The 24,403-nt window shown below is 64.7% G+C and carries 30 protein-coding genes; 11 read left to right on the top strand and 19 right to left on the bottom strand.

The window, feature by feature from the left end:
• Positions 1–137 precede the first annotated feature (137 nt).
• From WFQ67_RS03805 to WFQ67_RS03785, 5 genes are all read right to left on the bottom strand, one after another.
• Positions 138–362: a hypothetical protein gene (locus WFQ67_RS03805; protein WP_173172158.1), complete on the bottom strand. Its 225-nt coding sequence runs from the start codon at positions 360–362 to the stop codon at positions 138–140.
• A gap of 4 nt (positions 363–366) precedes the next feature.
• Positions 367–1,068, bottom strand: a complete 702-nt coding sequence (locus WFQ67_RS03800; protein ID WP_173172160.1) for a YebC/PmpR family DNA-binding transcriptional regulator — start codon at positions 1,066–1,068, stop codon at positions 367–369.
• A 264-nt stretch (positions 1,069–1,332) separates the two neighbouring features.
• On the bottom strand, positions 1,333–2,121 hold the full coding sequence (locus tag WFQ67_RS03795; protein WP_173172162.1) for an SDR family NAD(P)-dependent oxidoreductase: 789 nt from the start codon (positions 2,119–2,121) through the stop codon (positions 1,333–1,335).
• Positions 2,122–2,236: 115 nt separating this feature from the next.
• Positions 2,237–2,818 carry an NAD(P)H-dependent oxidoreductase gene (locus WFQ67_RS03790; RefSeq protein WP_337056217.1) on the bottom strand — a complete coding sequence of 194 codons (582 nt, stop codon included), beginning with the start codon at positions 2,816–2,818 and terminating at the stop codon, positions 2,237–2,239.
• A gap of 58 nt (positions 2,819–2,876) precedes the next feature.
• On the bottom strand, positions 2,877–3,293 hold the full coding sequence (locus WFQ67_RS03785; protein ID WP_337056216.1) for a MerR family transcriptional regulator: 417 nt from the start codon (positions 3,291–3,293) through the stop codon (positions 2,877–2,879).
• Between the two features lie 155 nt (positions 3,294–3,448).
• Between WFQ67_RS03785 and WFQ67_RS03780 the strand changes: the two genes are divergently transcribed.
• Together WFQ67_RS03780 and WFQ67_RS03775 are read left to right on the top strand one after the other, a co-directional pair.
• Positions 3,449–3,865 (top strand): group II truncated hemoglobin, encoded by a 417-nt coding sequence (locus WFQ67_RS03780; protein WP_337056215.1) that lies wholly within the window; start codon positions 3,449–3,451, stop codon positions 3,863–3,865.
• A 69-nt stretch (positions 3,866–3,934) separates the two neighbouring features.
• Complete coding sequence (locus tag WFQ67_RS03775) at positions 3,935–4,279, top strand: hypothetical protein (protein WP_213625744.1); 345 nt, start codon at positions 3,935–3,937, stop codon at positions 4,277–4,279.
• 3 nt (positions 4,280–4,282) lie between these two features.
• On the opposite strand, the gene WFQ67_RS03770 is transcribed toward WFQ67_RS03775, so the two are convergent.
• The gene (locus WFQ67_RS03770) at positions 4,283–4,684 is read right to left on the bottom strand and encodes a hypothetical protein (protein WP_173172172.1); all 402 of its coding nucleotides are present in this window, start codon (positions 4,682–4,684) and stop codon (positions 4,283–4,285) included.
• A gap of 232 nt (positions 4,685–4,916) precedes the next feature.
• Here WFQ67_RS03770 and WFQ67_RS03765 point away from each other — a divergent pair, with 232 nt between their 5' ends.
• Positions 4,917–5,768 (top strand): CAP domain-containing protein, encoded by an 852-nt coding sequence (locus WFQ67_RS03765; RefSeq protein ID WP_173172174.1) that lies wholly within the window; start codon positions 4,917–4,919, stop codon positions 5,766–5,768.
• A gap of 82 nt (positions 5,769–5,850) precedes the next feature.
• Here WFQ67_RS03765 and WFQ67_RS03760 read toward each other — a convergent pair whose 3' ends face one another.
• Both WFQ67_RS03760 and WFQ67_RS03755 read right to left on the bottom strand, forming a co-directional pair.
• Positions 5,851–7,761 carry an alkaline phosphatase D family protein gene (locus WFQ67_RS03760; protein ID WP_337056214.1) on the bottom strand — a complete coding sequence of 637 codons (1,911 nt, stop codon included), beginning with the start codon at positions 7,759–7,761 and terminating at the stop codon, positions 5,851–5,853.
• A 472-nt stretch (positions 7,762–8,233) separates the two neighbouring features.
• The gene (locus WFQ67_RS03755) at positions 8,234–9,127 is read right to left on the bottom strand and encodes a LysR family transcriptional regulator (protein WP_337056213.1); all 894 of its coding nucleotides are present in this window, start codon (positions 9,125–9,127) and stop codon (positions 8,234–8,236) included.
• A gap of 84 nt (positions 9,128–9,211) precedes the next feature.
• On the opposite strand from WFQ67_RS03755, the gene WFQ67_RS03750 reads away from it, so the two are divergent.
• The gene (locus tag WFQ67_RS03750; RefSeq protein ID WP_337056212.1) at positions 9,212–9,991 is read left to right on the top strand and encodes an NAD(P)H-dependent oxidoreductase; all 780 of its coding nucleotides are present in this window, start codon (positions 9,212–9,214) and stop codon (positions 9,989–9,991) included.
• A gap of 129 nt (positions 9,992–10,120) precedes the next feature.
• Here WFQ67_RS03750 and WFQ67_RS03745 read toward each other — a convergent pair whose 3' ends face one another.
• From WFQ67_RS03745 to WFQ67_RS03735, 3 genes are all read right to left on the bottom strand, one after another.
• Positions 10,121–10,957: a bifunctional allantoicase/(S)-ureidoglycine aminohydrolase gene (locus tag WFQ67_RS03745; protein WP_173172181.1), complete on the bottom strand. Its 837-nt coding sequence runs from the start codon at positions 10,955–10,957 to the stop codon at positions 10,121–10,123.
• Between the two features lie 186 nt (positions 10,958–11,143).
• Complete coding sequence (locus tag WFQ67_RS03740; RefSeq protein ID WP_263150635.1) at positions 11,144–12,028, bottom strand: LysR substrate-binding domain-containing protein; 885 nt, start codon at positions 12,026–12,028, stop codon at positions 11,144–11,146.
• A gap of 130 nt (positions 12,029–12,158) precedes the next feature.
• Entirely contained in the window at positions 12,159–12,599 is a 441-nt protein-coding gene (locus tag WFQ67_RS03735) for a DUF2846 domain-containing protein (RefSeq protein ID WP_111264052.1), read from the bottom strand.
• 212 nt (positions 12,600–12,811) lie between these two features.
• Between WFQ67_RS03735 and WFQ67_RS03730 the strand changes: the two genes are divergently transcribed.
• The 3 genes from WFQ67_RS03730 to WFQ67_RS03720 are packed head-to-tail and all read left to right on the top strand — an operon-like array spanning position 12,812 to position 14,402.
• Positions 12,812–13,405, top strand: a complete 594-nt coding sequence (locus WFQ67_RS03730; RefSeq protein WP_337056211.1) for an RDD family protein — start codon at positions 12,812–12,814, stop codon at positions 13,403–13,405.
• Between the two features lie 35 nt (positions 13,406–13,440).
• Positions 13,441–13,983, top strand: coding sequence for a hypothetical protein (locus tag WFQ67_RS03725; RefSeq protein ID WP_337056210.1), 543 nt, complete (start codon positions 13,441–13,443; stop codon positions 13,981–13,983).
• Between the two features lie 41 nt (positions 13,984–14,024).
• Positions 14,025–14,402, top strand: a complete 378-nt coding sequence (locus WFQ67_RS03720) for a VOC family protein (protein WP_337056209.1) — start codon at positions 14,025–14,027, stop codon at positions 14,400–14,402.
• Here the strand turns inward: WFQ67_RS03720 and WFQ67_RS03715 are convergent.
• The gene (locus WFQ67_RS03715) at positions 14,383–15,060 is read right to left on the bottom strand and encodes a hypothetical protein (protein WP_337056208.1); all 678 of its coding nucleotides are present in this window, start codon (positions 15,058–15,060) and stop codon (positions 14,383–14,385) included. The genes WFQ67_RS03720 and WFQ67_RS03715 overlap by 20 nt on opposite strands.
• A 363-nt stretch (positions 15,061–15,423) precedes the next feature.
• Between WFQ67_RS03715 and WFQ67_RS03710 the strand changes: the two genes are divergently transcribed.
• The 4 genes from WFQ67_RS03710 (at position 15,424) to WFQ67_RS03695 (ending at position 18,564) form a co-directional block, all read left to right on the top strand.
• Complete coding sequence (locus tag WFQ67_RS03710; RefSeq protein WP_337056207.1) at positions 15,424–16,092, top strand: radical SAM protein; 669 nt, start codon at positions 15,424–15,426, stop codon at positions 16,090–16,092.
• A 378-nt stretch (positions 16,093–16,470) separates the two neighbouring features.
• Entirely contained in the window at positions 16,471–17,502 is a 1,032-nt protein-coding gene (locus WFQ67_RS03705; RefSeq protein WP_337056206.1) for a hypothetical protein, read from the top strand.
• Complete coding sequence (locus tag WFQ67_RS03700; protein WP_213625729.1) at positions 17,503–17,985, top strand: hypothetical protein; 483 nt, start codon at positions 17,503–17,505, stop codon at positions 17,983–17,985. It abuts the gene before it with no gap.
• Positions 17,986–18,108: 123 nt separating this feature from the next.
• Entirely contained in the window at positions 18,109–18,564 is a 456-nt protein-coding gene (locus WFQ67_RS03695) for a hypothetical protein (RefSeq protein WP_442969574.1), read from the top strand.
• Positions 18,565–18,579: 15 nt separating this feature from the next.
• Here the strand turns inward: WFQ67_RS03695 and WFQ67_RS03690 are convergent, their stop codons facing one another.
• The 7 genes from WFQ67_RS03690 to WFQ67_RS03660 form a co-directional block, all read right to left on the bottom strand.
• Entirely contained in the window at positions 18,580–18,945 is a 366-nt protein-coding gene (locus WFQ67_RS03690; RefSeq protein ID WP_337056205.1) for a hypothetical protein, read from the bottom strand.
• Between the two features lie 74 nt (positions 18,946–19,019).
• Entirely contained in the window at positions 19,020–19,751 is a 732-nt protein-coding gene (locus tag WFQ67_RS03685; protein WP_337056204.1) for an ATP-grasp domain-containing protein, read from the bottom strand.
• Positions 19,752–20,057: 306 nt separating this feature from the next.
• On the bottom strand, positions 20,058–20,780 hold the full coding sequence (locus tag WFQ67_RS03680; protein WP_337056203.1) for an anti-sigma factor: 723 nt from the start codon (positions 20,778–20,780) through the stop codon (positions 20,058–20,060).
• Complete coding sequence (locus WFQ67_RS03675) at positions 20,777–21,325, bottom strand: sigma-70 family RNA polymerase sigma factor (protein ID WP_337056202.1); 549 nt, start codon at positions 21,323–21,325, stop codon at positions 20,777–20,779. The genes WFQ67_RS03680 and WFQ67_RS03675 overlap by 4 nt, the downstream gene beginning before the upstream one ends.
• Before the next feature lie 89 nt (positions 21,326–21,414).
• Positions 21,415–21,945, bottom strand: a complete 531-nt coding sequence (locus WFQ67_RS03670; RefSeq protein WP_337056201.1) for a DUF3455 domain-containing protein — start codon at positions 21,943–21,945, stop codon at positions 21,415–21,417.
• 169 nt (positions 21,946–22,114) lie between these two features.
• Positions 22,115–23,815: a sulfate adenylyltransferase gene (locus WFQ67_RS03665; RefSeq protein ID WP_337056200.1), complete on the bottom strand. Its 1,701-nt coding sequence runs from the start codon at positions 23,813–23,815 to the stop codon at positions 22,115–22,117.
• 226 nt (positions 23,816–24,041) lie between these two features.
• Positions 24,042–24,401, bottom strand: coding sequence for a hypothetical protein (locus tag WFQ67_RS03660; RefSeq protein ID WP_337056199.1), 360 nt, complete (start codon positions 24,399–24,401; stop codon positions 24,042–24,044).
• Positions 24,402–24,403: the final 2 nt, after the last annotated feature.

Genomic DNA, 24,403 nt, shown 5'->3' with positions numbered 1-24,403 from the left:
TTTTCATGGGCGCGTGGTCGTTCAGTGGCCCCCCGCGTGCGCGGGGGTGACGGAGTGGTTCGGGACTACCCACACCCCGTCATCCTCGCGAACGCGGGGATCCACTAAAGGGAAGGGCGAGAGAGCCGAGCAGCCGCTCAGTGAACGCTCTGCGCCTGTTCCTCGAACAGGCGCTGGGCGGTGCTGAGGCGTTCCAGCTCGCGGCGGACCATGGCGGCGTATTCCGGGGGCTTGAGCTGGTAGAGCTCGGTGGCGACCCAGGCCAGCCAGCGCGGGCCGAGGACCGCGCGCTGCTCCAGCAGGCGCAGCGCGTCGGCGAGGGCGCGTTCGGCGTTGTCCTGGTGGAAGCGTTCGCGGCCCATGGGCTCAGTTGGCCTGCAGGCCGACGTAGATGTTCTGCACGTCGTCGTGGTTGTCGAGGGCGTCGAGGAAGGCTTCGACTTCTTCCAGCTCGGCACCGGACAGGGCGACCGGGTTCTTCGCCTTGTAGCCGAGGTTGGCCGAGGCCACGGTGAAGCCGAACTCCGGCAGCGCCTTGCACACGGCGTCCAGGTCGGTGGGGTCGGTGTAGAAGGTGCTGCCTTCGTCACCGGCTTCGAAATCCTGGGCGCCGGCTTCGATGGCGGCCAGTTCCGGGTCGGCATCGGCGCCGTTCGGCTCGGCCTCGATCATGCCCAGGTGGTCGAAGTCCCAGGACACGGAGCCGGAGGTGCCCAGCTGGCCCTTGCGGAACAGCACGCGGATCTCGGCGACGGTGCGGTTGAGGTTGTCGGTCAGGCACTCGACGATCACCGGCACGCGGTGCGGGGCGAAGCCCTCGTAGAGGGTGCGCTCGTAGTTGACCACTTCACCGGTGAGGCCGGCGCCTTTCTTGATGGCGCGCTCCAGGGTGTCCTTGGGCATCGAGGCCTTCTTGGCCTGGTGCACGGCGAGGCGCAGCTTGGGGTTCATGTCCGGGTCGGCGCCGTTGCGCGCGGCGATCATGATTTCCTTCACCAGCTTGCCGAAGATCTTTCCTCGGGCGTTGGCGGCGGCTTCTTTGGGTTTGGCTTTCCACTGGGCGCCCATGGCGGTTCTCTCGCAGGTTGCACGGGGAGCGGGCCGGTGCCCGCTCGTGACAGGTGGGCGATTCTACCGGGCACTCGGGGTCGCCTGCCAGTTGCGGCGCCGGTCGGTGGGGTCGCACCCGGCGCCGCAACCAAACTCGACGGAAAGTCGCCGAGCGAAGGTCAGGCGAGGCAAAAAACGGTGAGGAAGCGGAGTCTACGAGCTGTAAATGAGCATTCCGAACCGTTTTTTAACGAAGCATCACCGAGCGCAGGCACTTTCCCTTCAAAACGCTGAACGCACCACGCCTCCATCCACACGCAGGGCGGCGCCATTGGTCGCCGAGGACGCCTCGGAGCAGACGTAGACCACCAGGTTGGCCACTTCCTCCGGGCGGGCGAAGCGCTTGAGCAGTGAGCTGGGGCGGGCACTGGCGAAGAACTCCTGCTCGAAGGACTCGAAGCTCTGGCCGCCGGAGAGCTTGTCGACGAACTCGCCCACGCCCTCGGAGTGGGTCGGGCCGGGCAGCACGGCGTTGACCGTGACCCCGGTGCCGGCGCAGGTCTCGGCCAGCCCGCGGGAGAGGCCCAGCTGTGCGGTCTTGGTGACGCCGTAGTGGATCATCTCCACCGGGATCTGTACGCCGCTCTCGCTGCTGATGAACACCACGCGACCCCAGTTGCGCGTCTTCATGCCGGCCAGGTAGGCGCGGGTCAGGCGCACGCCGGACATGACGTTGGTATCGAAGAAGCGCTGCCAGTCCTCGTCGGGTATCTCGTCGAAGGGCTTGGGATCGAAGATGCCCAGGTTGTTCACCAGCACGTCCACCTCCGGGTGGTGCTGCACCAGCCGGGCGACCTGCTCGGGCTGCGTGAGGTCGCCGGCGAAGCCTTCGACCCGGGCGTCGGGCTGCTGGGCGAGCAGGCGGGCGATGGCCTCGTCCACCGAGCCCTGGCTGCGGCCGTTGAGGATGACCCGCGCACCTTCGCGGGCGAGCCCGGCGGCGATGGCGAAGCCGATGCCCTTGGTGGAGCCCGAGACCAGGGCGCGCTTGTTGGTCAGGTTGAAGTTCATGTTGCCTCCGAGGGTTGAGGGAGCGGTACTTGGGTATAGACGCTTTCCTCGCCCCGCGCCCTGGCCCGGGCTTCAGCCCGGGACCCTCAGGGCCTGTGCCGGGTACGCCTGCCGCTCAGATCCGCCCCGCCAGCTGGCGCGCATCGTCCAGCCAGCCGGCCAGGCGCCGCTCGCTGGCGCCCCTGATCGGCCCCAGTGCCAGGGTGCGCACCGGGGCGATGCCGCAGAACTTCAGCGTGGTGCGCTCCATCTGGTTCAGCCCCGGTGCCCGGTAGACCCAGCGGAAGTACCAGGGCGGGGTGTCGAGGCTGACCAGCTGATGCGCCGCGCGCCCCTTGAGCAGCCGCGCGGGGAAGGGGTTGCCGTCGCGGTAGGCGAAGGCGAAGCCCGGCAACAGGATGCGGTCGAGAAACCCCTTGAACAGCGCCGGCACGCCGCCCCACCAGATGGGGTAGGCGAAGCACAGGTGCTCGGCCCAGGTGATCGCCTCCTGGGCCTGCAGCAGGTCCGGCTCCAGCGGCTGGATGCGCCGGTAGCCCTCGTGGAGGATGGGGTCGAAGTCCAGCTGGTGCAGGTGCAGCGTGCGCACGTCATGCCCGGCCGCCTGCGCGGCCCCTGCATAGGCCTGCGCCAGTGCCGCGCAATAGCTGTCGCCAGAGGGATGCCCGAGTACCACCAGGACGCGTTTCGTTGCCATGGGCCACCTGCCTGTAGAAGGAAAGGCGGCAGTCTGGCGTCTGCCCCTAGGGGCAGAGTCAAGCCTGTTGCAACAGGGCGCTGCGCTCGGCGGGAACGGCCGCGCAAAGGGTCTCGTCGGCCGGGGGCTGGCCGGCGATGCAGGCGTGGATTTCCTCGCCTATGCGGCCCAGCTGCGCATCCAGGCATTGCAGGCGGCGGATCTCCGCGCGCAGGGCGGCACGTTTGTCCAGCAGGCGCTGGTACAGCTCGGGCCAGTCGGGCTCGGCGCCACCGGCCAGCAGCGGATGCAGTTCGGCCAGGCGGAAGCCCACCGACTGCGCCTGGCGGATCAGCAGCACCTGCTGCAGGTGACGCTCGCCATAGAGGCGGTAGACGCCCTGGCGCGGCACCGGGCCGAGCAGGCCCTGCTCTTCATAGAGGCGGATGGCCTTGGCGCTGGCGCCTGTGCGCCGGGCGAGTTCGCCGATGTGCATGGTGGGTCCCCGTGACGTGGAAGAGGGGACGGTAATGCGCGATGGGGTGCGGTTCAATGGGGTGCTTGTGGCTGCGACCATCCGGCGCGCGAGGCGGGCCTCGGCAGTGGCGGGGGCGGTCGCTACAATGCCGCCTTTTTCGAGGAGCCCGAGCCTTGAGCAACCCACCCTTCGGCGTCGGCGATGCCTCCTACCAGGCCGCCGGCGGCATCGACGGCCTGCGTCGCCTGGTCGACGACTTCTACCGGCTGATGGATGAACTGCCGGAAGCCCGCGACCTGCGCGGCATGCACCCGGAGAGCCTGGAACTGTCGCGGGACAAGTTCGCCAGCTTCCTCAGCGGGTGGCTCGGCGGGCCGCGCCTGTTCAGCGAGAAGTACGGCTCCATCGCCATCCCCGCCTTCCACGCCCAATGGCCGATCGACGAAGCCCGCAGCGCCGCCTGGCTGCTGTGCATGGAGCGGGCGATCGCGCTGCAGGGCTACTCCAGCGAATTCGCCGACTACCTGCTGGCCCAGCTGCGCATCCCCGCCGGGCGCGTGGTGCAGGCCAGCCGCAACCGCCACGGCTGACGGCTTGCCCGTCATCCGCCGCCATCCATACTTCCCCGGCCGCCCTGGCCACTACCCATCGAGGTCCCCATGAAACCCGTACGCATCGTCGCCCAATGGGCCGAAGACGAAAGACAGACCCTGGTGATCGTCGCCCTGCAGGCCGATGACATGAGCATCGCGAAGACCGTCGAAGCCTTCGGCTACGTGAAGGACTACGACGACGAAGACCGCATGTACGTGCGCTACCCCTTCGTGCTGGAGGAATACTCCGAGACCGAGGCGCTTATGGACTGGGGCGCCCTGGACGACACCCGCACCCTGATCGACCTCTACGGCCGCCGCATCGTCCCCGGCGAGGCGCTGGTCCGCAACGAGCGCGGCGAGCGCTACGACTACCAGGTGGTTTCGGTGGAGCCGTTCGTGCCGGCGTGAGCCTCACGCATCCCGCAGCAGGTCGTGGGCGTTGAGCAGGGCGAAGAGGACGTCCGGGTTCCTCTCCAGGCCGCGGCGGATGGCGGCGGGGATGGACTGGCGGGTCTTGCGGCAGAGGCCGGCCTGCTCGGCGATGTCGATCTCGATGCCGCGCCCGCTGCGCACCTCGTTGAAGCCGGGGGCGATGGCCAGGCGGATGCCGAGCTGCTCGAACATCTTCTGCTGCATCCGCCCGAGGTCGTCGAGGCTGGTGATGTTCTCCAGCCGGTCGAGCAGGCGCAGTTCTTCCTGGCGCGTGAGGCGCAGGATGCGCAGGTCGGCACCGGGCGCGTCCAGCAACTGGTCGCGCTCGCAGATGCAGGTGCCGGGCGGGCAGGGGTTGCGCAGGGGGATGGATGGCGTCATGCATCGATCATAGCGACAGGCCGGCGTGCTTGCGTATGGCCGTAGGTACCGAACGATGGCATCGTGCTGCACATTTTCCCGCCGGGGTTGTCCAACCGGGGTATTCGGGCCTGACGGCCTTGCGTCCCGGCGGCCTGTTCAAGCAGGCTGGGGCGCTCCAGGGGTGATATCGCATTGCGCCGGACGGATTGGAATCGCGCATCACGAGCGCTATCAGGTGAGGGAGGTTTCCATGGGGGGCATGCATCGCGTGTCGCGGCTCGCGGCGTTGGCGTTCGGGGTGGCCGTGGCCACCCACGCTGCGGCCAGCGAGGAGTCGCAACTGGTCGAATCGATCAACCTGTACCGCAGCCAGGTGCAGAGCTGTGCGGGCGAGGCGTCCCTGGAGCTGCCGCCGCTGGCGGCGGACCCGCGCCTGGTGCTTTCGGCCAGCAGCATCGGCGACCTGCAACAGGCGCTGGCGCAGTCGTCCTATCCCATGGTCAACGTGCAGGCCATCAGCCTCTCCGGCCCGCGTGACGCCAAGTCCGCCATGGGGGCCCTGCAGGAGAGCTTCTGCCACGTGTTGCTCGACCCGCAATTCGTCGACGTCGGCGTGAGCCGCGAGGAGCGCGACTGGCGCATCGTCCTCGCCCGGCCGCTGCTGGCCGCCGCCCTGGGCAAGTGGGAGAAGGAAGGGCAGACGCTGCTGGAGCAGATCAACGCGGCACGCGCCCAGCCCCGCCAGTGCGGCGGCCAGGCCTTCGCCGCCACCACGCCGCTGGCCTGGAACGCCACCCTGGCCACCGCCGCCGAGGGCCACGCACGTTCCATGGCCAACCAGAACTATTTCGATCACAAGGGCCGCGACGGCCGCACCCCCGGCGACCGCGCCGAGCTGGCGGGCTATGTCGGCCAGCTGATCGGCGAGAACATCGCCGCCGGCCAGGACAGCACGCGCAAGGTGCTCGACGGCTGGCTGGCCAGCCCCGGCCATTGCGCCAACCTGATGAACCCGCAGTACCGCGAGTTGGGCGCGGGCTACGCGGTGGACCCCAAGAGCGATGCGGGCATCTACTGGACGGCGATGTTCGGGACGCAGTGACGAGGTCGACCCGGGGCCCTGCCTGAGGGCCTCCCTCCGTGAGCCGCGACCTTCCCCGGGCTGAAGCCCGGGCTACAGGCGATCAGGCGCGGCCCGGGCCGTCGCGCTCGTCGAGGAATTCGGTGGCCTCGCTGCCGTCGGCGTTGAGCTGGAAGATGCGCGCCGGGCGGCCCTGTGCATCGAAGAACACCTGGCCGAGGCCGGCCGAATTCCACAGGCGTTCGCCCGCCTTGCTGTGGGCCGGGGTGTGCGGCACCACCTGCATGCGCCGGCGCTTGGTGAACCAGTTGAGCGGCGAATGGGGCGAGTAGAGCCAGCGGTTGAGGCGGTCGAAGACGTCCAGCAGGCGCCGGGGGAACTCGTTCTTCACGCCGCTGCTGGTGATCTGCCAGATGCGCGGGCCCTGCTTGCGGTGGCGGATCAACACCTCGTAGACGAAGGAGTAGTGCACGTCCCCCGAGAGGATCACGTAGCTGCCCGGCGTGCGCGAGTGGCGGAAGATGTTGAGGATCACCTGGGCCGCGCCGCGATGGGCCATCCAGTTCTCCGCGTCCACCAGCAACGGGTGGCCCAGCCAGCTGAAGACCTTCTGCACCGTCTCGATCAGCTTCACGCCGAACACCGGCGCGGGCGAGACGATGATGGCCGACGGGTGGTCGAGCAGCTCCTGCTGCAACTCGCTCAGCGCTTCCCAGTCCAGCAGGCCGGAGGGCCGCTTGAGGTTCATTTCGCTGCGCCAGCGGCGGGTGCGGGTGTCCAGCACCACCAGCGCCGGCGTGGTGGGCAGCGTGTATTGCCAGTGGTTGAAGGCCAGCAGTTCGTCGATCAGGTCGTCCAGCATCGGGCTGTCGAGGTGGCCGTCCGCCCGCGCGCCGGTGGTGAGCGCCTGGATCTTCGGCAGCACCTGGGCGAAGGCGTCCGGGTCGTTGCCCCAGCCCTGGCAGAGCAGGTAGGCGAGCAGGGCGTTGCCGATGATGCGCTTGGAGAAGGGGTGGCCGTAGGCGGTCTGCTCCCACTGGGCGGAGAGGTTCCAGTCGTCGGTGATGTCGTGGTCATCGAAGATCATCAGCGTCGGCAGGTGGGCCAATACCCGCGCCGCGCCCGGCAGGCCCTCGCGGAAGGCTTCCAGGCGCTGGCGCTCCAACTGGTAGCGCTCGACCTTGTCCGCCGGCAGCGACGGCATCTCCGTCTCCAGCAGCGTCCAGGGCACCGGTGACCACACCAGCAGGTACATGGCCAGCACCTCGGCCAGGGTCACCAGGTGGTTGTCGGCGTTGCTGCTGGTGAAGATGGGTTTCTTCGAGCCACCGAAGAAGCGCTCGCGCAGCGTCTCGTTGCTCTCCAGCGCCGGCAGCAGGTCGGCGCGCCGGTAATAGCTGGCCGGGTGCTGGTACAGGGCCTGGCTGTCGTCGACCACGGCACCGTCCAGGCGCTCGTCGAACAGCCCGAGGCGGGTGATCAGCTGATGGATGGCGCGCAGCATCGGCCCGGCCACGTCGTCGGCGTAGACCTGGTCGCCGCTGAGCAACAACAGCGCCGGGCGCTGTTCCGGCTCGGGCTGCGCGGCCAGCAGGCGGTCCGCGCAGAGCAGGCCCTCCGCCGCCGGGTGATGGGGCTTGCGGCAGGAACCGTGGAGCAGCTGGTCGATGCGCGAGCGCAGCACGAAGCCCGGCTGCTGCGCCTCGCCGTACAGCAGGTGCGGCGCCCACTGGGCGATGCCCTGGCCATCGAAGCGCAGGTCGTAGTCGATCTGCCGGTCGCAGGGCAGGGGCGTATCCAGGCGCAGGTCGACCAGGTGCAGGAAGGCGTGCCGTCCCAGCGGTATCACCTGGCAGGCCTCGCCATCGAGGCGGTGATCGCGGGCGTTGCCGTCGACGGCCAGGTGCAGGCTCAGCGCCAGCTCGCGGCTGGCCACCAGCCACAGCACCACGCGCTGCGCCTCCAGCCGCCGCAGCACGGGGCCGGCGAGAACGGGCGGAAGGTGATCGGGCATGGCGAGCGGGGGTGAGGGCATCGGCGAAGGGTATCGGGTGGACAAGCGCGGAAGAATAGCGCGACTGCCCGGATGGCTGAACCGGAGGCGCTGCTGTTCTGTTAGCGGGCGTGACAGGGTTCAGTTCTGCCGGATAGGCCGATCGCGAATGAATTCGCTCCTACGGGAGGGCGCGCTGCGCGCGCCTTGGGCGAATGAATTCGCCCCTACAGGGGAGCCACAGGCGTGAGGCGAAGGTTCCGGCCGCCTCGTCACCCTCGCGAACGCGGGGGGCCACTCGACTAACGCTGCGGATGACCGGCCGGATCGGCCGGTTGGGTTCGACCCTGGGGCGGGTGAAACCGGCGAAGCCATGCACCGCAGGTGTCGGGTTGCACCCGACTGCAGGCATCGCGAATGAATTCGCTCCCGCAGAGGCGCATCCCGTGGGAGCGAATTCATTCGCGAAGGGCTGCCGCCTGATATCCCGTGTTCAAACCGCCTTGACGATCTGCTCCCGCAGCCACTGGTGCGCGGGGTCGCGGTGGGAGCGTTCGTGCCAGAGCATGGCCATCTCGTAGCCGGGGACTTCCAGCGGGGCGTCGACCACTTGCAGGGTGCCGCTGTTGCCCACCAGGCGTTCGGGGAGCATGGCCACCAGGTCGGTGCTTTCCAGTACCGAGCGCAGGAACAGGAAGTGCGGCACCGAGAGCACCACGCGGCGCTCCAGGCCGTGCTCGGCGAGGGCCGCGTCGGTGACGCCGGAGAAGCCGCCGCCATCGGGAGAGACGATCACCTGGTCGAGGGTGCAGAACTGCTTCAGTGTCGGGCGGCGCTTCAGGCGCGGGTGGCCGGCGCGGCCGGCGAGCACGTAGCGCTCGGCGAACAGGGTGCGGCGGCGCAGGTTGAGGGGCGAGCCTTCGACGGTGTGGAAGGCGAGGTCGATGTCGCCGATTTCCGCCTGCCTGGCGATGCGCGAGGGCGCCATCTCGACCACGGAGACGCGGGTGCCGGGGGCGGCGGAGCGCAGGCCGGCGAGGGCGGGCAGGAGGATGGCCGATTCGCCGTAGTCGGTGGCGGCGACGCGCCAGGTATCCCGCGCCTGGGCCGGGTCGAAGGGGCTGGCCGGGGCCACGGCGCGCTCCAGTGCTTCCAGAGCCTGGCGCAAGGGCTCGCGCAGTTCCTCGGCGCGGGCGGTGGGGCGCATGCCGCGCGGGCCGGGCAGCAGCAGCGGGTCGTCGAAGATTTCCCGCAGCTTGGCCAGGTGCACGCTCACCGAGGGCTGGGAAAAATTCAGGCGCTCGGCGGCGCGGGTGACGTTGTGCTCGGCGAGCAGCACGTCGAGGGTCACCAGGAGGTTGAGGTCCAGACGCCTGAGATTATTCATTCGCATACCTGGAATATGGGTTATTCATTTCCAATATACCTGGCGGGCCACCATCCTGCGCTCATCCCGTTATGGAGGTTTGCCATGAATGTCCTGATCGTTTTCGCCCACCCCGAACCCCGCTCGCTGAACGGCGCGCTGAAGGATTTCACCGTGCAGCGCCTGCAGGCCGCCGGCCATGCGGTGCAGGTGTCCGACCTGTACGCGATGCTCTGGAAGGCGCCCATCGATGCCGGCGACAGCCTGGACCGCGACCCCGAGGCGCGTTTCGATGCCTCGCAGGATTCCAGGCGTGCCTTCGCCAGTGGCCGGCAGAGCGCGGACATCGCCGCCGAGCAGGACAAGCTGCGCTGGGCCGATGCGCTGATCCTGCAGTTCCCGCTCTGGTGGTTCTCGATGCCGGCGATCCTCAAGGGCTGGGTCGACCGGGTGTACGCCTATGGCTTCGCCTATGGCGTGGGCGAGCATTCGGACGTGCGCTGGGGCAACCGCTACGGCGAGGGGTCGATGGCGGGCAAGCGGGCGATGCTGCTGGTCACCACCGGCGGCTGGGATTCCCACTACAGCGAGCGCGGCATCAACGGCCCGATGGACGACCTGCTGTTCCCCATCCAGCACGGCATCCTGCATTACCCCGGCTTCGATGTGCTGCCGCCCTTCGTGGTGCACCGCACCAGCCGGGTCGACGCGGCCCGCTTCGCCAGCATCCAGCAGGAACTGGGGCAGCGCCTGGACGACCTGTGGACCACCGCGCCCATCGCCTATCGCCAGCAGAACGGCGGGGATTACGAGATTCCCGCGCTGACCTTGAAGCCCGAGGTGGCGCCAGGGGAGACGGGGTTCGCGGCGCATGTGAAGCGGTAGGCCAGGTGGGGCGAGGTTGGATCGGCAGCAACGGTGGACGCCATGCCGGCCCTTCGCGAATGAATTCGCTCCCACAGAAATACGGAGGGCAGAAACGACGACGGGAGCGCTGGGCTCCCGTCGTTTGGATCAATGGGCCTGGTTGAGGGTCAGGCGCATGTGGCGGTTCACATCCTTGTACAGCAGGTAGCGGAAGCGCCCCGGGCCACCGGAGTAGCAGGCCTGCGGGCAGAAGGCGCGCAGCCACATGAAGTCACCGGCTTCCACTTCGACCCAGTCCTGGTTCAGGCGGTAGACGGCCTTGCCTTCCAGCACGTACAGGCCGTGCTCCATCACGTGGGTTTCGGCGAAGGGGATCACGCCGCCCGGCTCGAAGTTGACGATGTTCACGTGCATGTCATGGCGCATGTCGGCCATGTCGACGAAGCGGGTGGTGCTCCAGCGGCCTTCGGTGTCCGGCATCACGCGCGGCTCGATGTCCTGCTCGTTGGTGACGAAGGCTTCCGGCAGCGGTACGCCGTCGACCTTCTGGTAGTGCTTGCGGATCCAGTGGAAGCGGGTGTGCTGGCCGCTGGTGTTGCGTACCTTGTAGTCGGCGCCCGGCGGAATGAACGCATAGCCGCCCGGTTGCATGGTGTGCACCTGGCCTTGCAGGGTCAGGGTCAGTTCGCCTTCGACGATGAACAGCACCGCTTCGGCGTTGACGTCCTGCTCGGGCTTGTCGCTGCCGCCCTGGGGGGCCAGCTCGACGATGTACTGGGAGAAGGTCTCGGCGAAGCCGGACAGCGGGCGGGCGATGACCCACATGCGCATGTTGTCCCAGAAGGGCAGGTGGCTGGTGACGATGTCACGCATCACGCCCTTGGGGATCACGGCATAGGCTTCGGTGAACATGGCGCGGTCGGTGAGCAGCTCGGTCTGTGCCGGGTGCCCGCCGTGCGGCGCGTAATAGGTGGATTTGGCCATGGGGTATTTCCTCATTGTTGTCTTGCTGCCCGGCGCGTGCGGCGCCGTGGTGAGCAATGGTGCGGAGCGGCGCGCCCGTGGGGCGGTGGCCGTCGCTGGAGAGCACGATATCCAGCGGCCTTTACATGCACAAATTAAATGTTGGAATCCGCTGTATTCGTTTTTCGAATGCGAGCGGGGTGTCCGTCAGCCTTTCGTATCCTGCGCCAGCACCCGTGACAGCACACGTGCCAGTTCCTTCACCATCGGGTCCGCCGCCGGGCGATGCAGCAGCGCCACCTCGAACGCGTCCACCGAGGGTAGCCCAGCTTTTTTGGCCAGCACGGCGTGGTCCGCCGTTACCGCCCGCTGCGGCAGCAGGCCGATGCCCATGCCATCGGCGATGGCCGACTGGATGCCCGACAGGCTCGAACTGGTGAAACTGATGTGCCAGCGCCGGCCCACCGCCTCCAGCGCCGCGATCATCTCGTCGCGGTACACCCCGCGCGGGGGGAAGGTGACGATGGGCAGCGGGTCGAGGTCGATGCAGGGGTTCCTGGCGCTGTCCACCCAGCGCGTCTTCTCCGGCCAGCAGGCCACCGCCTCGCGGGCGTTCTGCCGCTGCTTGAGCAGCACCAGGTCCAGCTCGCCGCGGTCGTAGCTGGCGGAGAGGTCGCGGCTCAGGCCGCTGGTGACTTCCAGCTTCACCTGCGGGTAATGCCGGTTGAACGCCGCCAACTGCAGGGTGGTGCGCCCCGTGGCGAAGTCGTCCGGCACGCCGATGCGCACCGTCAGCGCCACCGTGGCCCCGGACAGCGCCTCCTGCAGCTCGTCGTTCAGCGCCAGCATGCGCCGCGCGTAGCCCAGCAGCGTCTCGCCGGCTTCGGTGGGCAGCACATCGCGGTTGCCACGCTCCAGCAGGCGGTGCCCAGCCATCTCCTCCAGCCGGCGGATCTTCTGGCTGACGGTGGACTGGGTGGAATTCAGCCGGCTGGCCGCCGTGGTGAAGCTGCCGCAATCGGCCACCGCGACCATGGCGCGGAGCAGGTCGAGCTCGAACAGACGGCTATTCGAACGGTCACTGTGGTCCATGGCGGTATTCATCTTTTAAATGGGGATGAGGGCTTTTAGCAGCTTGGAGAACGGGGGGCAACGACGAGGGAGGGGGGGGTAGCAAGCAGGCTGTGGATGGAGTCGATTGCCGACCCCATCCACGGGGTTTTCAGCGGGCCAGCTTGGTGTCGGCCACGGCCTTCTTGCCTTCGGACTCGGAGACTTCGCTCAGGGTGGCGCCGCCGGCGAACACACCGATCCGGATGGACTGGCGTACGTAGTGGTTCTTGCCGGGCTGGGCACTGAGGTTGAGGGTGTTGTCACCGAACTCGGACTCGGTCGACAACACGTGCGCGCCCGGGGTGATCAGGCGGTAGAAATAGGTGTTGGGTGCGGTTTCCCCGATCACCTTGTCATCGATCTTCACGGTCTTCTTCAGCGCAGCGCCCAGGGAGGTGTCGCGGAAGATGTAGACCGCAGACTGGTCCTGCGGCGGGTTCGGGAAGGCCTTGAGGGCTGCGTCTTTTTCGGGGGATTCCATCGGTACCGAAGCGCAACCGGAGAGCAGCGCAACTGCCAGCGCCGCCGTGCACATCATGATCTTGGTCATGGATTACTCGTTCCTGAGTGAAGGTTCTTGCGGTGATGTCATTTCGCCGCTGCGCTACTTTATCGAGACCGATGGAGAGTGCAAGGGTGAGTGGTAATGGGTCGTATGTGGCAAGGTCGTTTGCAGCGATATCCGGTCTTTTTGCGGCGATTGACGACTGAAGTGGCGGCGACACAGAATCCACCACCCTGTCGATCACAAGGAAGTCTGAAATGGATGCAACCGAAGCGCGCTTTCGAGAAACCTACAGCGGAAGACGGACGGAGGTCCTGGTCGATCTGCTTGAGCAGGGTGGGTTGACCGAGGTGGCCGAGCGGGTCATCCGCAGTGTGCTTGCAGAGCGGGAATCGACCCCGGGCGAGCGTGCCGTGCCGCGACAACTTCCTGCATCCAACGCGGTTCGGCGTGAACCGCTCGACCTGCAACTCGCCCCGCTCTGGGCGAGGCTGGCGGCATCGCAGCTCGATTTCTGGCTGGCCTTGCTGGTGCTGGCCGCGATCAGTATTGCCATCGAATTCCTGACCGCTCACCACAGCGGCACCCAGGACACCGTCGGCAAGGTCGGCATGCTGCTGCTGTTCGGCTACCTGCTGGCCAAGGACGGGTTCAATGGACAGGGCATCGGCAAGCGCCTGCTCAAGATCCGCGTCGTCGACAGCGAGACCGGTGCGCCCTGCGAATTGCACAAATCCTGCCTGCGGGGGTTGGTAGGCCTGCTGGGCATTTTCGACGTGGTCTTTGTCTTCGGACAGCCACGCCAGCGGCTTGGCGATCATGCGGCGCGGACCATCGTGGTCAGGGCCTGATCCGATCATTCAGAGTCATGAAAAAGGGAGTCATGATGAACCCGCAGTCGCCTTACTCGCCGCCCCAGTCATCCCTCGCTCAGCAGAGTGGGGGCGTTTGGGTTGGAAAACTCCTGAAAGTGAACAACAACGCAGCACTGCCATGCGTGTGCATCAGCTGTGCGACGGACACGGAGCTTGAAGCGGTTTCGACCCGGATCAACTACGTGAGCCCTTTGACGTTCCTGTGGCTGCTGCTCAGCCCCCTGGCGTTGATTGCGGCCTATTTCATATCCCGGAAGCGGCTCGATATTTCGTACAGCCAGTGCGCGAGCTGCCTGAAGAAAAAGGCGTTCTGGACCTGGGTGTTGAGAGCGACCCTGGTGGTCTTCGTGCTGGCACTTGTTCTGCGAATAAGCGCGACTACAGGGCAATTCAATTTGCCGCTCTCGGGTCTGATATTCGGCTCGCTCCTATTCGCGTTGTTCGCGGTAACGATGAAGGACATGCGGAAGATTTCCGTGGAGCGAGTGGAGGGCGATGCCTTTTACCTGAAAGGCTTCAAGGATAAGGTCAGGGAAAAGCTCGTCTCTGCCTGACTTGAACCCTCTCGCATCCTTTATCTGTCTGGTCACGCGCCATGCTTGAGCGCCGCATCCTCTCGATCCTGCTGCACGTCGGTGACTGGCGTGCAGCCACCGACTGGTACCAGCGCGCCTTTCCCGAGGCGAAGCCTGTGCTGCCATCGACGGATGACTACGGGCATCTGGAGATGGGCGACGTGGTGCTGGAGATCGTCAACGCCGACGAGAAGGTCGCCAGCGGCGCGGCGGGCACCGCCGTCTATTGGGCGGTGGATGATCTGGATGCCGAAGTGCTGCGCTTGGGCCAACTGGGCGCGCCGTTGAACCGAGGGCCATTGGCACTGGGGGATGGCGACCGCATCTGCCAGGTGCGCGACCCTTGGGGCAATTGCATTGGGCTGCGGCAGCGGGGGCTTAGTCGCGGTTCTCACTAAGAGCGATTGGAGTCTGGGCTGATAGGAGCGCAGGGACACCGAAATCGGCAATCAGCTTGAGGCCGGGAATGTCCCTGTCGTCATCCTCCACCCCCATCGCAAAGCCCCATTGGCCGGCCTGACGCAACGTCAGCCCGTACTGGGTCGTCTGATGAGGTGAGAAGGCGCTCGGAGGCGTCAGCAGCCTGCTTGCCGAGCGCCCCATCCATTTGCCCCGGATTCGTTCATCGGCGAAGCAGATGCCCGGCACCTCCTCGCTCTCCTTCAGTTTTCGTTCGAGGTGGCCGTGCGAGCGGTTGATTCTTGGTACCACCCGCAGCATCAGCACGTAGGTGTAGCCCAGCTGGCTGGCGAGGTTCCTGCTCAGCGCATGGTCGTAGTCGACCTTCCAGGAGCAGGGAGCGAAAACCAGGCCGGCTGTCCGGCGGTATCCCCTGTAGTCCGGCCTCACGTACAGCAGTGACAGGACCCCTTTCTTCACCACGAAGGCATTCTCGGTATGGATGCGGCCTATCTGGTAGGCGGTACCGTCCAATTTTGTGGTGATGAGTTCAATGGACTTACCTGCGATGGGGATGGACTGAACCTGCAAGCCCTGCATGCGTTGACCTATGGATCGCCAGGTACCTCTTCCGGTGTTCTTGTTCAGGTTCAGCACTCGTCTGTCACTTTAAATACAGGGATTGGTTTGGAGAAATATCGTAGGTATGAAAGTGAACGATCCTACGCATTACCTAGAGTAATGCAATAAAGTTTTCGGTGCTGTCTTGCGAAATTAATAGATCATAAGAAAAAGGTAGTCAGTAATTTCTATAAGGTGACGATGAATGGTTTCTCATGATCCATGAATGGTTCCTTTTAAACTGTAGGCTGTTTCTTTTGATACGGATTTCACGTTAGGTAAGCCTTATTCCAGACTTGTTATTGTTTTTTCAAGCGCTACTCAGCTGCTTTTCCTTGAGTCGACATTGGTTCCAGAGATGACAATGATTGTCATTCATTGTTTGTTTGGAGACTCGATATGGATCAGCCATGGGTTCCAGAAGGTTACTGGGATGTCTTTCCGCATACGCTGACGGTGATAACGACATACAAGTGCAATGCTCAGTGTCGGGATTGCTGTTTCGAATGCAATCCGACGCTATCTGCAAAATTATCTTTCGAAGAGATAGCCAGTTTCATTGATCAAGCGTGGCAGGTGTTTCCTGGCTTGCGTCTTGTTGTGTTTAGTGGTGGGGAGCCACTTCTGCTGGGAGAGGATTTGTTTGCCTCCCTGGATCACGTTCAACAATTGGGGCTGCTTAGTCGCTGCGTGACAAATGGGTATTGGGGGAAGACTCACTCTTCGGCGACGAGAGTGGCAAGAAGACTGTCTGCTTCGGGGCTGAATGAGATCAACCTGAGTACAGGTGTCGATCATGCCGAGTGGGTCCCCGTAGCCTCGGTTGTCAATGCCGCCAAGGCCGTGGCGGAGAATGGAATATTTTGCGTAATTACCATTGAGCAAGACTCAGGCAAGAGCGAAGTGATTAGCCAAGTAAAAGCTGATGAGGAACTGAAGCCATTTATTGAGGCGGGGCTTGTGAAGTTGCAGGTAAACAGCTGGATGCCATTTCATGCAGACAGCACTATGAGGAAAGTATTCTCCAATCGAGAAGATATGCTTCTTCAGGGCTGTGATCAGGTTTAGAGAACTGCGTGATAACTCCTAATAAGGAAATTTCCGGTTGTTGCGGGCTTACGTTTGAGCACATTCCCGAAATGAAGCTAGGAAGCTTCAGCAAGCACGCACTTGAGGTTGTGTATTTTTCGCAAGTACGGGATTTCTTGAAAATTTGGATAAAGGTTGATGGCCCTTATCGCATATTAAAAATACTCAGCGCGTCGGCAGGTATCAGTTCTTTGGAGCACATCGTTCATCCTTGCCAAGCCTGTGCTCTGCTTCATCAGGATGAGCGTTTGCGTGAGTCCATAAAATCTGAGTATGGAAACCACATGGGGCGCGTGCTTCGTGCTTTTTATTCTCAGAGTTTGATTCAGTGCGATAGCCACAGGGAGGTGACAGCCAATGCGTCGTAGAGATTTCATGAAGGGTGCAGCATTGGGAAGTGTTGCGTTCACCCTTCCAGAGGTTAAAGCCAGTAATCGTTTGTATGGTACTCCAGGCTCGATAATCGCTAGAGATTCGGGTGGCGACAATAGATTGCGATTGCTTATGTCAAGAGGGGAAGTGCCTCTTGGTGTCTGGGAGGATGTAGTGGATTTCACTCGTCTCTGGTCCGCTGTGAGTAAGGATGCAGTGCTGGCCAGCGAGTTCTATTCGAACCGAAGTGCGCTCCTTGAACGAATGGGTATACCAGAGCAACTGATCGCTCCTCGCTCGGTTGAGGAGCAGTTGCTGTTGGCCAGCCAAGATCCAATTGTGCGCGCAGCCAGTAAGGACGGGGACTATTCCCGCTACCTCGGCAGGCTCAATGAGATGGGGATTTTTGCTGCTTCCTCCAAGATTCGCCAGCGAGTGAACGATCTGCTGAATTCCGATCCTGAAGACCTGCAAGGGCTTCTGACTCGGTCGGTGCCTGAGCAGATGCTGGAGAGTAAATATGCCAGTGATCTTCAGAAGCTAAAGGCGATCCTTACCCCAAAGGGTGAGGGTAGCTCCTTGCAGCGGCGATCCCTCGACGTCCCAGTGGCTCGTGCCGCTGTTGGGGCCGTTGCAATCGCTGTGGTTGCAGTCGGTGTCGCGACGTACGTAGTAGCAGCAGTCAACGTCGCGATAGGGGTGAATCTTGCTGTTCAACTCAGCGTTATTGTCAACGTAGCCGTCCGTACTGGTGGAGGAGGGGGGAGCAATTGCGGAGGCTGCCATGGGATCCAGCCAGGCCAGATGCTTGATGTGGAAAGTGCTGCCGTGCGGTTGGCACAGGTAAACGGCAATAGCCAGTTGTTATCTCAAGGGCTGCGAAGGCAGGTCAGGAAAGAGGTGATCGCCTGCGCCTATGCGGCACATGAACTTGGAGTGATCAGTTTGCCGAGAGCCGGGAGAAAACAAGCTCTCGATCTTCTGTGTGGCATCACCTATCGAATGGCAGGTATCTGAATGGACGTGGTGACTGTTTCTCTCAGTTTCAAATCAATGCTGTTGAACAGCCTGCTGATCGCAGTATTGCCAGTGGCGGTGATGCTGGGTGCAGACCTGTTGATCAGCAAGAGCATCAGCTTGAAGAGTGTTTTGGTTGGGGGCGTTCTCTACGCGTTGCTGCAGGGGTACCTGGTCTTCCAGGCGGGGGGCAAGGTGTATGTGGATAAGGGGGTACTTCATGTGCGGTCCGGGTTCTACGGCGCTTCGTGGCCAATCGAGGGACTCAAGGTTCAGCCGATAGACAGGGACGCGATGGAGAGCAGCGTTCGATTGAATGGCATCGCCACTTATGGCTTTCGCGCGGGCTGGTTCAGGCTCGAAGGACGCAAGGTTTTCTTCCTTACCACGGGGGAACGGAAGGCCTGCATACAGCAGAAGGGAACGACGGTCCTCTGTGTGGACAGCGATGTTGCTGCCTCTTTGAAAGCGCTTGCTTCCTGACTGCCCACGGACGTGACGCCTATCGGTCATGAACTGAGGGCGTCGCTTCGTTTGGCAGATGCAGTTCACTGTGAAGGCCTCTTCTTGACTCTAGGCCGCTGGCTTTCCTTAGGCGCCCATTTCGTGAGTGACAACCGATTCATCCTGGTCATGCCGGCCTCCGCCGACGCCACCTTCGAAGCCTTTCATAACCACCGTGTGCGGTTGCAGTGGAACACCTTGCTGGCCGTCGCGCATATGGAAACGGGTGACAGCCACCCCTCCATCGGCGCGGTTTCCTTCAACCGGGGCAAGGGCTGGAAGCGCCTGCTGGCGATGCGTACCCGCTTCGTGAACTACCAGCCTGGCAAGGTGGCGGCGGCCATGCTGGTGGAGCCGACGGGGCTGTTCGAGTCGTGGGCGGCGTCGATGCGCCACCGCGATATCGAAGAGGGGCGCTCCGAGCTGATCTACAGCTTCAGCCTGACGCTGCGACCGCCTTGGCTGGGCGTACTGCTCAATCCGCTGGCCAACCGCCTGTTCGCGTGGGAGGCGCGCAGACGTTTTGCGGCGTTGGCGGTGTTCCTGGCGAGAAAGTAGGGACGATCCACGCGGCTAGGGCACGTCGGAGCAGTTGGAAGACAACGCATCTTCCATCTGGCTGATGGCGATCTTGCCGTAGCGCTCTCCCTGTCTGGTCCATCCAAAACGGTCGATGAAGACGGGGTTATCGCGGACCTTTATCAGCGCTCGGGTGTTATGCGGATCGTATTCGCGAACGGCACTCGACGAAGCATCAGCGGGGCTGAGCCTCTTGGCCATGGCCAGAGGAATGGAGGTTCGCTCGAACGCCCGCTCTTCGAGGGTAGCCTCGCTTTCCGGTGAGTAGAGCTCCGCGTCGAACGGTATCCAGAACACCGCGACGCATTCGGCATTGGCTGCGGCGGGGCAGAGAGCCAACAGTGCCAGCAGAAAAGTCAATCGGGGGTTCATGGGGGCCTTGGATACTGCGTCCTGAATGGTCTCGGTCTGGGGCTCTTGGCTTCGCGGCGGGCTCAAGTCGAGACCGCTGAGCACAACATCGCCACAAAGCGTTCCACCGGCCATTGCTTGCGGTCGGAGACCTGCCCATCACCCAGCTCCACCAGGCGCAGAGCGCCGGACTCAGAGGCCACCAGGTCGACCGAGAAGAAGGGGCAGGGCACGCATTGAGCGATCTCCTGGACGAGAGGCGGCACCTCATCGGTTCGGCCATAGGCGCGGCCGTCGAGGACGAAATAGCGCTCTTCCGTTTCCGGAATCAGGGGTTCGAATTCCCTCAGGCACACGCCGCCTTCCAGCTCGCCGCGGTAGCGTTCGATGAGCGCAAGTATCTCGACCACTTCGTCCGCACTGCGGGCGATGGAACCGCGCTGGGTGGTCAGTGATTTCACGTAGTCCTTCACGAAGCAGGCGGACCAGCCCGCATTGGCCAATGCGGCGGCGAAGTCGGCGTCACGTGGAAGCACCAGGGTGGCGGGCGTCAGGTCCCGGCATTGTGGATACCACTCGGGCAGATGGTGGCAGTGCCGATACTGCGCCGGGCTGGTGACGGGAATGGCGCCTCTGCTGACGATGGACGCATGCAGGTAGCCGTAGGCATCCGGCGTCAGTCCAGCCCCGGTACAGGACGCGGGCCCCTTCTTCGAGGGCCGGCTTCGGCTTGAAGCGTTGCAGCTCCAGCTCCTCGCAGGAGAACAGCGAACAACCGAGCCCGGCAGCCTTGGCCGCTGCAAACTCTTCGGCAAAGGTCTCGTCCGGGATGTTTGGGTTATCGGGTGATGAGGGGTAGAGCAGGTGCATGGCGTCCATTCCGTCAGTTGCGTCGAGTAGCAGGTCGGCAAGGTACAGGGGCAGCGTTATCTGCAGCTATCCAACGCTTCCTGAATCTTCAGTTTCGTTTCGATACCCGGGTATTACCGGCAGTAGCCGATCACCTCCTGCCGCTCCTGTTCGTTCGCGTGCTGAGGGGCTTGCTGTCGGCATCGGTGGCGAAGGAGTTCACGAGTGCCGCCTTGGTCGTGAACCGCTTATTTTACAGAGGGTTGAATCCGCTAGATGACCTTCACCGCCCGACCAATGAACTGAACGGGCCCCATCGGCCGGCCCGTGGTGGAGCCCCCCGGGTTTTCCAGGGTCAGCTCGAACAACTGGCTGGGCTCCAGCGGCGGCAACTGATCGAGGGGCACGCTGAGTTGCGCGCCAGGCTTGACCAGGCCGAGGGATACCGGCGATTGCCACCCCTCCGCCTTGGTCCAGAACTGCAGCACCTTGTCGCCCGGAACCTCGCCATGCCCGAGGGGGATCAGCTGGACCCTGCGGCTGTCGCTGGCCTGCACTACCCAGCCGGGGGTCTGGTCGGTGGGGGCCACCAGCACCACCATGTAGGTGATGCGCGGTGCGCTGGTCGTCAGCAGCATCGTCGCCAGCACCAGGCTTGCGGCCAGCCCGGCGCCCGCCAGGCCCCGCCATACGCCCAAGCGCCGGTGCCAGGGTACGGCCACCTGCCGCGGTGCCTTGGCGTCGCCATCGAGCTGCGCGTCCAGGGTGCGGGATACCCGGCTCCACAGGCGTGGGCTGGGGGTTTTCGGCTCGACGATCGCGGTCAGCTCCAGAAGGCGGTTTTCCCAGGCAGCCACGGCCGAACGCAGATCGGCGTCGTGCTTGAGGCGCTCATGCACGGCATGCCACTGGCTGGCCGGCAGGCTGCCCAGTACATATTCGCCGGCGAGGGTGTCCAGGTCTTCGGGGCCGGTGCCATTGTGCTCGGTGTTCATCCCATGCACTCCCGCAGCGCCGCCAGGCTGCGCTTGATCCACGCCTTGACCGTGCCCAAGGGCGCGCCGAGCAGGACGGCGATTTCGGCGTGCGTGCAGCCGTCGACATAGGCATGCAGGATGCAGCGCCGCCGCGCCGGCTCCAACTGCCCCAGGCATTGATGAATCCTGGCCGAACCGTGCCCCGCCAGGCTGTCGTCCACCTCCGCCACCTGCGCGTGCAGCACCGCCGCGCCAGCATCGTCCAGGGGGGCCTCCCGGGCACCATCGCGGATATGGTTCAGCGCCAGGTTCCGCGTGATGCTGTAGATCCAGCCGCGCGCGGAGCCACGCGCCGGGTCGAAGCTCGCAGCGCGCGTCCAGATACGGATGAAGGCATCGTGCACGATGTCTTCGGCCAGGGCGTCGTCCCGCACGATGCGGCGAACCACGCCGAGCAGCCGCGCACCTTCCTGATCGTAGAGCGCCCGCAAGGCCGGCCGCTCACCTCGGGCGCAGGCGTCGAGATGGCTCTGGTAATCGAAGGCACTGACAGGCTGATCCAATTTCTGCGCTCGAGGGTGCCCCGGCCCGCCTGGCCGGGGTGTGTCGTTGAGCGTAGCCGACGGCTCGCCTCGCGCCTGCCCGGGCGAGCTCAGTTGGCCCCCCAGAATAGGTAGTCGGCCTGGTACTTGACGACCTGCCGCTGCCCCTTGTTCTCGGCGGCGCAGGTATCGCTGGGCGCGACGCCACCCCGGGTCGCCAGGCGCTGCACGAAGCTGACGCCGCTCATGGTGCCCTTGCCCTCGGCGGGGTTGGCCTTGACCAACTGGTACGGGATATCGCCTGTTCCAGCCGGCGCGACGGCCACCTGCGTGCCGGTTATCTTCGACCCGTCACGGGCCTGCCAGGTCGCAGGCGGCCCGAAGTAGTCCCCTACCGGCTTTCCGGCCCGGTCATTGAGCACGGCCTTGGGGCCGACGAAAAACCACTCGGTCTGGCCTGGCGCCCCCGCCTTGTCGCGGCATTCGTAGGTGATTTCGCCCACGCCGACGGTTTCGAGCACGACCTTGTGGCCATCGGGCACCTTCACGGCGTCGGGCAAGGCCGTCTGGGCGCTGAGGTTTTGCATGGCGACGCACATGACGAGGCCGCTGAGCAGGCAACTGGCAGTTTTTGCGTTCATGGGGCGATCTCCTGATAGGTAGTCGAAGGGGCAGATACGGGCTGCCCATCTGTACTACCCGCCAGGAATCGTTCCGGATGCACGTCCGGAAAAATTTTTTCGAACGGAGGGGGGCGTTCACCCAAGTGCCCCACGGCAGCCATGGGCAGCGCTGCCGTGGGGCGTGGGCTCAGGCGTCGTCGGCGCCGCGATAGCGGGGGTAGGGCAGGCTGTTCCAGGTGCGGTTGGCGAGGCGGCTGGCGTCCACCGCCGCCGGGATGTCGTCGAGCAGCGCACGGGCGGCGCTCACTTCCTGCTGCACCTCCGCCTGGCCCTGGTACATGAACTCGTCGGACGCCAGTTCCGGCGCCTGCCTGAATTTCTCGTCCAGGTCATCCAGCAGGCGCCGCTGCTGCCGGTGCAGGGCGTCGCGCGCGTCCTCCACCCAGGCCGGTTGCAGGCTGCGGTTGTGGTCCAGCAGGGCGCTGTACTCGCGGTAGACGCCGTCGTAGACATCGCCTGTGTGGGTGCGCGCCTCGTGGCAGGCCAGCTCCAGGTCGCGCACGGTGAGGGCGTCCGCTTCCAGGGGCTGCTGGCGCGGTGCGCCGCCCAGGCGGGTGAAGCGGGTGTAGAAGGGGAACAGGCTCTGGATCACCTTGGCCACCGGCAGGGTGCCTTCGCCGTCGTCCCCCAGCCCCTTGGGCTGGATGCCCTGCATGGCCGCCAGGGCCGACTCCGGGCGCACCACCTCCTTGGGCGGCACCAGGCCGTGGCGCAGCATCTCGCGGATGCCGGTGCCGGAGATGTTGAGCCGGTAGCGCTCGTCGTGGGGGCAGGTTTCGGTCGTGGCGTGGCTGGCGCAGCGCACGCAGTAGAACACCTCGTGGAACAGGCGCACCTCGATGCCCAGCTCCTCCGGGGTGAACTGGTCGAAGATGCTGTGGCTGGCGTACTTCTCGTAATAGCTGCCGATGCCCGCGTGGTCGCGGCCGATCAGCGCGTGGGTGCAGCCGTAGTTCTTCATGATCAGGGCGTGCAGCACCGTCTCCCGGGGGCCGGCGAAGATGTAGGTGACCCGCAGCGGCGAGAGCATGGCGCGGTCCTTCGGGTAGTAGGTCTCCAGCACGTTGCGGTAGGCCTGCATGCGGTACTCGTGGCGCACGTATTCACGCTTGGCCATTTCCACCAGCGGTTGCAGCAGCAGGCCGTCGATGCCTTCCAGGGCGTTGCGGTGGATGTATTCGTGGCCGCGGTGCAGCGGGTTGGCGCCGGTGATGAAGCCGGCCACGGAGCGGAAGCCGCGCTCCTCGTAGAAGCGCTTCCAGGTGTCCCGGGGCTCCAGGCGCAGCGACTCGAAGGGGCCCCAGTCGACCCGTTGCAGCAGCTGCAGCGGGCCACCCAGGGCCACATCGCCCATGCGCCGGTGGATGGCATCTACCCCCGGGTGGTTGCGGTCGGTGGTGCCGAACAGCTGGCGGGCGCGTTCTTCCTTGTCGTAGTCGAAGATGTCCTCGATGGCGAGGATGGCCACCGGCTCGTTGCGGTCGTCGATCAGGGCCACCTCATCGCCCACCGCCAGGGCGGCGATCACCTCGCGGTTGCGCTCGCCCACCGGGGCGAAGCTCAGCGGCACCGGCCACACCACGCCGTTGGCCAGCCGGCCGCTGCCCAGCACCGACAGGTAGTCGGCCTGGTTCATGAAGCCCTTGTTGGGCGAGAGCACGCCGGTGGTGATCATCTCGATGGTGATCACCGCCTCCAGGTCGATGCGGATCGACGGCAAGGCGCGTGCCCGCGCAACTTCTGCCCGTACCCGGTCGGCGGGCACCACCTGGTTGACCAGGGTTCCACCGTGGGGTTGCTGGGGGTAGCGATCGAAGGCGAGTTCCATGTTTCCTCCTGCTCGGCTCGGGCTTCGCTCGACCGTCGCTTGACCGTCGAACGGGTCGCACTGTGCCGCGTGTTAGGGGTAGGACAGGGCCGGTCACGGCGGCCGTCGGGTCAGCCCGTGGGCGCAACGGGCTGGCTGAACGGTATTGGCGGGGGGCTGCGGCGGACAAGGTCGTTGCCCTGTGGGGAAAGTCTGGAAGTGTCGAACGGGGCGTCTGCCCGATCGATTACGGCGATGCCCCTTCGCAGTTATCGAGCTCGTCCTGCGTCTTCAATTCCGTTTCGATACCCAGGCCGTAACGGCAGTAGTCGATCACCTCCTGCCGCTCCTGCGCGCTCAACCGGCTGAGGGGCTTGCTGTCGGTATCGGTAGCGAAGGGGTTCACGAATGCCACCTGGAAGGAGGGCTGCTTCTTGATGAAGAAGACCAGGCGGTTGTCCTCGGCGAAGCGCGTCTTGTAGACGCCGGTGGTGAGCCAGGTGCCGAGCAATGCGGCTGCGATCAGTCCGATGAATGCTTTTTTCAACTTGATGAAACCGATGCAGGAGTCTTTTGAGTTCGTTGGCTTCGGTTGCGAGCCGTCCATTC

The sequence above is a fragment of the Pseudomonas sp. USHLN015 genome (assembly GCF_037153275.1).
GTDB lineage: Bacteria > Pseudomonadota > Gammaproteobacteria > Pseudomonadales > Pseudomonadaceae > Metapseudomonas > Metapseudomonas tohonis.
Note: the sequence above shows the minus strand (reverse complement) of the source record. Positions and strands in the feature narration are given on the sequence as shown.

What these genes read in the sequence shown, in the direction of transcription:
- WFQ67_RS03805 (WP_173172158.1), bottom strand. Translation starts at nt 362, where the DNA reads ATGGGCCGCGAACGCTTCCACCAGGACAACGCCGAACGCGCCCTCGCC.
- WFQ67_RS03800 (WP_173172160.1), bottom strand. Translation starts at nt 1,068, where the DNA reads ATGGGCGCCCAGTGGAAAGCCAAACCCAAAGAAGCCGCCGCCAACGCC.
- WFQ67_RS03795 (WP_173172162.1), bottom strand. Translation starts at nt 2,121, where the DNA reads ATGAACTTCAACCTGACCAACAAGCGCGCCCTGGTCTCGGGCTCCACC.
- WFQ67_RS03790 (WP_337056217.1), bottom strand. Translation starts at nt 2,818, where the DNA reads ATGGCAACGAAACGCGTCCTGGTGGTACTCGGGCATCCCTCTGGCGAC.
- WFQ67_RS03785 (WP_337056216.1), bottom strand. Translation starts at nt 3,293, where the DNA reads ATGCACATCGGCGAACTCGCCCGGCGCACAGGCGCCAGCGCCAAGGCC.
- WFQ67_RS03775 (WP_213625744.1), top strand. Translation starts at nt 3,935, where the DNA reads ATGAAACCCGTACGCATCGTCGCCCAATGGGCCGAAGACGAAAGACAG.
- WFQ67_RS03770 (WP_173172172.1), bottom strand. Translation starts at nt 4,684, where the DNA reads ATGACGCCATCCATCCCCCTGCGCAACCCCTGCCCGCCCGGCACCTGC.
- WFQ67_RS03765 (WP_173172174.1), top strand. Translation starts at nt 4,917, where the DNA reads ATGGGGGGCATGCATCGCGTGTCGCGGCTCGCGGCGTTGGCGTTCGGG.
- WFQ67_RS03760 (WP_337056214.1), bottom strand. Translation starts at nt 7,761, where the DNA reads ATGCCCGATCACCTTCCGCCCGTTCTCGCCGGCCCCGTGCTGCGGCGG.
- WFQ67_RS03755 (WP_337056213.1), bottom strand. Translation starts at nt 9,127, where the DNA reads ATGAATAATCTCAGGCGTCTGGACCTCAACCTCCTGGTGACCCTCGAC.
- WFQ67_RS03750 (WP_337056212.1), top strand. Translation starts at nt 9,212, where the DNA reads ATGAATGTCCTGATCGTTTTCGCCCACCCCGAACCCCGCTCGCTGAAC.
- WFQ67_RS03745 (WP_173172181.1), bottom strand. Translation starts at nt 10,957, where the DNA reads ATGGCCAAATCCACCTATTACGCGCCGCACGGCGGGCACCCGGCACAG.
- WFQ67_RS03740 (WP_263150635.1), bottom strand. Translation starts at nt 12,028, where the DNA reads ATGGACCACAGTGACCGTTCGAATAGCCGTCTGTTCGAGCTCGACCTG.
- WFQ67_RS03735 (WP_111264052.1), bottom strand. Translation starts at nt 12,599, where the DNA reads ATGACCAAGATCATGATGTGCACGGCGGCGCTGGCAGTTGCGCTGCTC.
- WFQ67_RS03730 (WP_337056211.1), top strand. Translation starts at nt 12,812, where the DNA reads ATGGATGCAACCGAAGCGCGCTTTCGAGAAACCTACAGCGGAAGACGG.
- WFQ67_RS03725 (WP_337056210.1), top strand. Translation starts at nt 13,441, where the DNA reads ATGAACCCGCAGTCGCCTTACTCGCCGCCCCAGTCATCCCTCGCTCAG.
- WFQ67_RS03720 (WP_337056209.1), top strand. Translation starts at nt 14,025, where the DNA reads ATGCTTGAGCGCCGCATCCTCTCGATCCTGCTGCACGTCGGTGACTGG.
- WFQ67_RS03710 (WP_337056207.1), top strand. Translation starts at nt 15,424, where the DNA reads ATGGATCAGCCATGGGTTCCAGAAGGTTACTGGGATGTCTTTCCGCAT.
- WFQ67_RS03705 (WP_337056206.1), top strand. Translation starts at nt 16,471, where the DNA reads ATGCGTCGTAGAGATTTCATGAAGGGTGCAGCATTGGGAAGTGTTGCG.
- WFQ67_RS03700 (WP_213625729.1), top strand. Translation starts at nt 17,503, where the DNA reads ATGGACGTGGTGACTGTTTCTCTCAGTTTCAAATCAATGCTGTTGAAC.
- WFQ67_RS03680 (WP_337056203.1), bottom strand. Translation starts at nt 20,780, where the DNA reads ATGAACACCGAGCACAATGGCACCGGCCCCGAAGACCTGGACACCCTC.
- WFQ67_RS03670 (WP_337056201.1), bottom strand. Translation starts at nt 21,945, where the DNA reads ATGAACGCAAAAACTGCCAGTTGCCTGCTCAGCGGCCTCGTCATGTGC.
- WFQ67_RS03665 (WP_337056200.1), bottom strand. Translation starts at nt 23,815, where the DNA reads ATGGAACTCGCCTTCGATCGCTACCCCCAGCAACCCCACGGTGGAACC.
- WFQ67_RS03660 (WP_337056199.1), bottom strand. Translation starts at nt 24,401, where the DNA reads ATGGACGGCTCGCAACCGAAGCCAACGAACTCAAAAGACTCCTGCATC.